The organism is Tritonibacter sp. SIMBA_163, assembly GCF_046535935.1.
Lineage (GTDB): Bacteria > Pseudomonadota > Alphaproteobacteria > Rhodobacterales > Rhodobacteraceae > Epibacterium > Epibacterium scottomollicae.
Genome location: NZ_JAWJBP010000646.1, coordinates 1 through 262 on the forward strand (window position 1 = coordinate 1; position 262 = coordinate 262).

Here is a 262-nt window from a genome sequence, read left to right on the forward strand (position 1 = left end):
GAGTCACGATGAAGTCTTTATGATCATCATTATTCACATCTACCGCAATCAGTCCGCCACTAGGTTCTTCTTGTGACGGTAACTCTAATTGGATAGTCTGAGCGGAGATCTCTGAATCAGCGAAAGCAACGGGTTTAGTTTGAGTTTGAGTGGGATATCCCCAGCCCAACAAACCTAAACTCATCAAAACAATTGCTGTTTTTTGTTGGTGAGTGGTAATTTCAAAAACCATTAAATATAACCTCGCTCTCAAAAATTTTAT

General features: G+C 39.3%; 1 protein-coding gene. It reads right to left on the reverse strand.

The annotated features are described in order from the left end of the window. On the reverse strand, positions 1 to 232 hold a 232-nt coding region (locus tag R0J92_RS23905; RefSeq protein ID WP_411053508.1), incomplete at its 3' end, for a hypothetical protein. Between the last annotated feature and the right edge of the window lie 30 nt (positions 233 to 262).